The sequence below is a fragment of the Micromonospora sp. NPDC049580 genome (assembly GCF_040675595.1).
Lineage (GTDB): Bacteria > Actinomycetota > Actinomycetes > Mycobacteriales > Micromonosporaceae > Micromonospora.
The window spans coordinates 1-4,893 of record NZ_JBFAPG010000477.1 but is presented as its reverse complement, the minus strand read 5'-3'; the positions used below and the strand labels follow the sequence as shown (position 1 = coordinate 4,893).

General features: G+C 71.4%; 3 protein-coding genes. 1 reads left to right on the top strand and 2 read right to left on the bottom strand.

What is annotated here, in order from left to right; translation table 11 throughout:
• Positions 1 to 55: 55 nt before the first annotated feature.
• Both AB0J68_RS27235 and AB0J68_RS27230 read right to left on the bottom strand, forming a co-directional pair.
• Positions 56 to 1,390 carry a folylpolyglutamate synthase/dihydrofolate synthase family protein gene (locus AB0J68_RS27235; RefSeq protein WP_354862415.1) on the bottom strand — a complete coding sequence of 445 codons (1,335 nt, stop codon included), beginning with the start codon at positions 1,388 to 1,390 and terminating at the stop codon, positions 56 to 58.
• Entirely contained in the window at positions 1,387 to 4,005 is a 2,619-nt protein-coding gene (locus AB0J68_RS27230; RefSeq protein WP_354862416.1) for a valine--tRNA ligase, read from the bottom strand. Before AB0J68_RS27230 ends, AB0J68_RS27235 begins: the two co-directional genes overlap by 4 nt.
• Positions 4,006 to 4,074: 69 nt before the next feature.
• On the opposite strand from AB0J68_RS27230, the gene AB0J68_RS27225 reads away from it, so the two are divergent.
• On the top strand, positions 4,075 to 4,761 hold the full coding sequence (locus AB0J68_RS27225) for a hypothetical protein (RefSeq protein ID WP_354862418.1): 687 nt from the start codon (positions 4,075 to 4,077) through the stop codon (positions 4,759 to 4,761).
• The last annotated feature ends 132 nt before the right edge of the window (positions 4,762 to 4,893 follow it).

The following is a 4,893-nucleotide window of genomic DNA, read 5'->3' as shown; positions in this document are numbered from 1 at the left end:
CCGCCCGACGGGCCGGTCGGGTCGTCGGTGGCGCGTGGGCCGCGCTCGGGGCCGGTCATCGCTTCAACAGCCGGCGGGCGTCGGCCACCGTGACCACCGAACCGGTCACCAGGACCCCGACGCCGCTGAGCTCTCCGGGGACGTCCTCCTCGGCCAGCGCGACCGCCAGCTCGATCGCGTCCGGCAACTCCTCGGCCGACTCCACCCGCTCCTCGCCGAAGACCTCCTCGGCCAGCGCGGCGAGCTCCGCCGTCGGCATCGCCCGCGGCGAGCTGTTACGGGTGACCACCACCTGGTCGACCACCGGCTCCAGCAACTCCAACAGGGCTTCCGCGTCCTTGTCGGCGAGTACGCCGACCACCGCCACCAGCTTGCTGAACGCGAACTCCTCCTGGAGTGCGGTCACGGTGGCGGCCATGCCGTGCGGATTGTGCGCGCCGTCCAGCAGGATGGTCGGCGCGTTGCGTACCCGCTCCAGCCGCCCGGGGGAACTGGTCGAGGCGAAGGCCTCCCGGACCGCGTCGACGTCCAACTGCCGTCGGCTCCCGGCGCCCAGGAACGCCTCCACGGCGGCGAGCGCCACCGCGGCGTTCTGCGCCTGGTGCGCGCCGTGCAGCGGAATGAAGATGTCGTCGTAGATGCCGCCCAGGCCTTGGAGGCTGAGCACCTGCCCGCCGACCGCGACAGCCCGGCCCAGCACGCCGAACTCGGCGCCCTCCCGGGCGATGGTGGCGCCCACCTCGGCACAGCGGTCGAGGAGTGGCCGCGCGGCCTCCTCCTCCTGCGCCGCCGCGATCACCGTGGCGCCCGGGTGGATGATGCCGGCCTTCGCCAGCGCGATGTCCTGGAGGGTGTCGCCGAGCCACTCGGTGTGGTCCAGGCCGATCGGGGTGATCACGCACACCCCGGCCTGGATGACGTTCGTGGCGTCCTCGGCGCCGCCGAGTCCCACCTCGACCACGGCGATGTCGACAGGCGCGTCGGCGAACGTGGCGAACGCCAGCGCGGTGGTCATGTCGAAGTACGTCAGCGGCTCGTCCGACCGGGCGTCGACCAGCTCCGCCAGCGGCTTGATCTCCCGGTACACCGCGGCGAACCGCTCCTCGCTGACCGGCTCGCCGTCCAGGCTGATCCGCTCCCGCACGGTCTCCAGGTGCGGGCTCGTGTACCGGCCGGTGTGCAGCCCGAACGCCCGCAGCAGCGAGTCGATCATCCGCGCGGTGGACGTCTTGCCGTTGGTGCCGGTCAGGTGGATCGCCGGGTACGCCCGCTGCGGGCTGCCGAGCAGGTCGAGCAGCGACTCGATGCGGTCCAGCTCGAAGACCATGCGGGTGAAGCCGCGGGCGTTCAGCTCGGCTTCGGCGGCGGCGAAATCGGTACGGTCGGTCACGAGGGCAGTGTCTCCAGAGCAGCGTCGATCCGGACCAGGTCGGCCTCGGCGGTGGCGAGCCGGTCGCGGATCTTCGCGACGACCGGCTCGGGGGCCTTGCCGATGAAGGCAGGGTTGTCGAGCTTCGCTCGGGCCTGCGCGACCTCCTTCTCGGCGGCCGCGCGGTCCTTGGTCAGCCGGGCCCGCTCGGCGGCCACGTCGATCGACCCCCGGGTGTCCAACGCGACACCGACCGCGCCGGGCATGGCCAGCGTCGCGCTGGCCTGGAAGTCGTCACCGGCCGCGTCCAGCCGGACCAGCGACCTGATCAGCGGCTCGTGGGCCGCGATGCCGGCCCCGGCCAGCCCGTCCAGGCGGGCGGCCACCCGCTGCGTCGGGCGCAGCCCCTGGTCGGAACGGAACCGGCGGATCTCGGTGACCACCCGCTGCACGGCGGCCAGCTCAGCCTCGGCGGCGTCGTCGACCAGCGACCGGTCGGCCACCGGCCAGGCGGCGGCCTGCACCGTCTCGCCGCCGGTCAGCGCGAGCCACAGCTCCTCGGTGACGAACGGGATGACCGGGTGCAGCAGCCGCAGCAGCTGGTCGAGCACGTGCCCGAGCACCCGCCGGGTGGCGTCGGCCCGCTCGCCGCCCTCGGCGAGCACCGGCTTGCTCAGCTCGACGTACCAGTCGCAGACGTCGTCCCAGGCGAAGTGGTAGAGCAGGTCGCACACCTTGGCAAACTCGTACGCCTCGAACTGCTCGTCGACCTCGGCGGTGACGTGCGCCAGCCGGGACAGGATCCACCTGTCGACGGTGGAGAGCTGCTCGACCGGCGGCAGGTCGCCCGTGGTGTGCGCGCCGTTCATCAGGGCGAACCGGGTGGCGTTCCAGAGCTTGTTGCAGAAGTTGCGCGAGCCCTGGCACCACTCTTCGCTGACCGGGACGTCCTGACCGGGGTTCGCACCCCGCGCCAGGGTGAACCGGGTGGCGTCGGCACCGTACCTGTCGATCCAGTCCAGCGGGTCGACCACGTTGCCGAACGACTTCGACATCTTCTTGCCGAACTGGTCACGCACCATGCCGTGCAGCGCGACCACGTCGAAGGGCGGCCGGCCGTCCATCGCGTACAGGCCGAACATCATCATCCGGGCCACCCAGAAGAACAGGATGTCGTACCCGGTGACCAGCACGCTGGTCGGGTAGAACTTCGCCAGGTCCGGGGTCTCTTCGGGCCAGCCCAGGGTGGAGAACGGCCACAGGCCGCTGGAGAACCAGGTGTCCAGGACGTCCTCGTCCTGGTGCCAGCCCTCGCCGGTCGGGGCCTCCTCGTCGGGGCCGACGCAGACGATCTCGCCCGCCGGGCCGTACCAGACCGGGATGCGGTGCCCCCACCACAGCTGGCGGGAGATGCACCAGTCGTGCATGTTGTCGACCCAGGCGAAGTAGCGCTTGGCCAGCTCGGCCGGCTCGATGCGCACCCGGCCGCCGCGGACCGCGTCGCCGGCGGCCTGCGCGAGCGGGGCGGTGTTGACGAACCACTGCAGCGACAGCCGCGGCTCGACAGTCGTCTTGCAGCGCGAGCAGTGCCCGACCGCGTGCACGTACGGCCGCTTCTCGGCGACGATCCGGCCCTGCTCCCGCAGCGCGGCCACGATCGCCGGCCGCGCCTCGAACCGGTCCAGCCCCTCGAACGGGCCAGGCACGGTGATCACACCGCGCTCGTCCATCACGGTCAGCGCGGGCAGGTCGTGGCGCTGGCCGATCTCGAAGTCGTTCGGGTCGTGCGCGGGCGTCACCTTCACCATGCCGGTGCCGAAGCTCGGGTCGACGTGCGCGTCGGCGACGATCGGGATCCGCCGGCCGGTGAGCGGCAGCTCGACCTCGGTGCCGATCAGGTGCTGGTAGCGCTCGTCGTCGGGGTGCACCGCGACGGCGGTGTCGCCGAGCATCGTCTCGGCCCGGGTGGTGGCCACCACGACCTCGTCGCTGTAGCGGATGGAGATCAGCTCACCGTCGTCGTCGGTGTGCTCGACCTCGATGTCGGAGAGCGCGGTGAGGCAGCGCGGGCACCAGTTGATGATCCGGTTGGCTCGGTAGATGAGGCCGTCGTCGAAGAGCTTCTTGAAGATCGTCTGGACGGCGCGGCTCAGCCCCGCGTCCATGGTGAAGCGCTCACGGTCCCAGTCCACGGAGTCGCCGAGGCGGCGCATCTGGCCGAGGATGGCACCGCCGGACTCGGCCTTCCACTGCCAGACCCGCTCGACGAACTTCTCCCGGCCGAGGTCGTGTCGGGAAAGGCCCTCGGCGGCGAGCTGACGCTCGACCAGGTTCTGGGTGGCGATGCCGGCATGGTCCATGCCGGGCAGCCACAGCGCCTCGAAGCCCTGCATCCGCTTCCGCCGGGTCAACGCGTCCATGAGCGTGTGCTCGAACGCGTGGCCCATGTGCAGCGAGCCGGTGACGTTCGGCGGCGGGATGACGATGGTGAAGGGGGGCTTGTCGCTGTCGGCGGAGGCCCGGAAGTGCCCAGCGGCTACCCACTGCTCGTACCGTCGCTGCTCTACCTCGCCGGGCTGGTACTGGCCGGCGAGGGTCGGGGCGTCGGGGCGTCGGGCATCCAGTCTCTCGGTCACCTGACAAGTCTACGGAGGGCTTCCGCGGACCTGACGTGCGCCACCTGCCGTTCGCGTACGGTGTCGGCTATGTCCGACGCACATCTCACCGAACGTTCGCTCGACGACAGTCGCGAGCCGGTCGAACTGACCGAGGAGCCCATCCAGCTGAGCACCCGGGACACCGGGGGCGACCCCGACGAGCGCTCCGGCGGCTGGTCCCGGCGCCGCAAGATCGGTTGGGCGGTAGCGCTGGTCGTGGGTCTCGCGGGTGCGGGCGTACTGGGGGTCGGCGGGTGGCGCGTGGCGCAGCAGAAGGACACCCGGCTGAATTCACCCGATCAGGTGGCGGGGTTGACCCGGGACGACAGCGAGCGGGCCAAGAGCACGGCGGACTATCTACGCAGCGGCCTGGCCGCCGACATCGAGCTGGACCGCAGTTTCGGCACCGTCTACCGCGACCCCGCCGACGACAAGCGTTCGGTGCTGATCTTCGGCGGCACCACGCTGCTCTGGCAGCCCGAACGCGACCTGGACAGCCTCTTCGGCCTGATGTCCGACGAGACCGGCGCGGTGACCGGCCTGCGCGAGGTGCCCGCGGGCGACCTGGGTGGCGTGATGAAGTGCGGCAGCACCAGTGGCGACGGCGGCGACTTCGCGGTGTGCGGCTGGGCGGACCACGGCAGCGTCGTGATGGCGATGTTCCCCGGTAGGTCGGTGACCGACGCCGGCGCCCTGTTCCGCGACCTTCGCGGGGACATGCAGACCCGCGACTGATCCGCGCCCGCCCGGCGGTGTGACCTCGTTGAGCGACGCGCCTTCCCGGATATCGGGTGTCCGCAACTGCGGAAGCGCCCGATATCAGCGGCGCGGAGTCGGGGAAACGCAGAAAAGGCCACCCCTGTTGGG

Excerpts from the sequence above, each read along its gene's own strand:
- AB0J68_RS27225 (WP_354862418.1), top strand. The coding sequence starts at position 4,075 with ATGTCCGACGCACATCTCACCGAACGTTCGCTCGACGACAGTCGCGAG.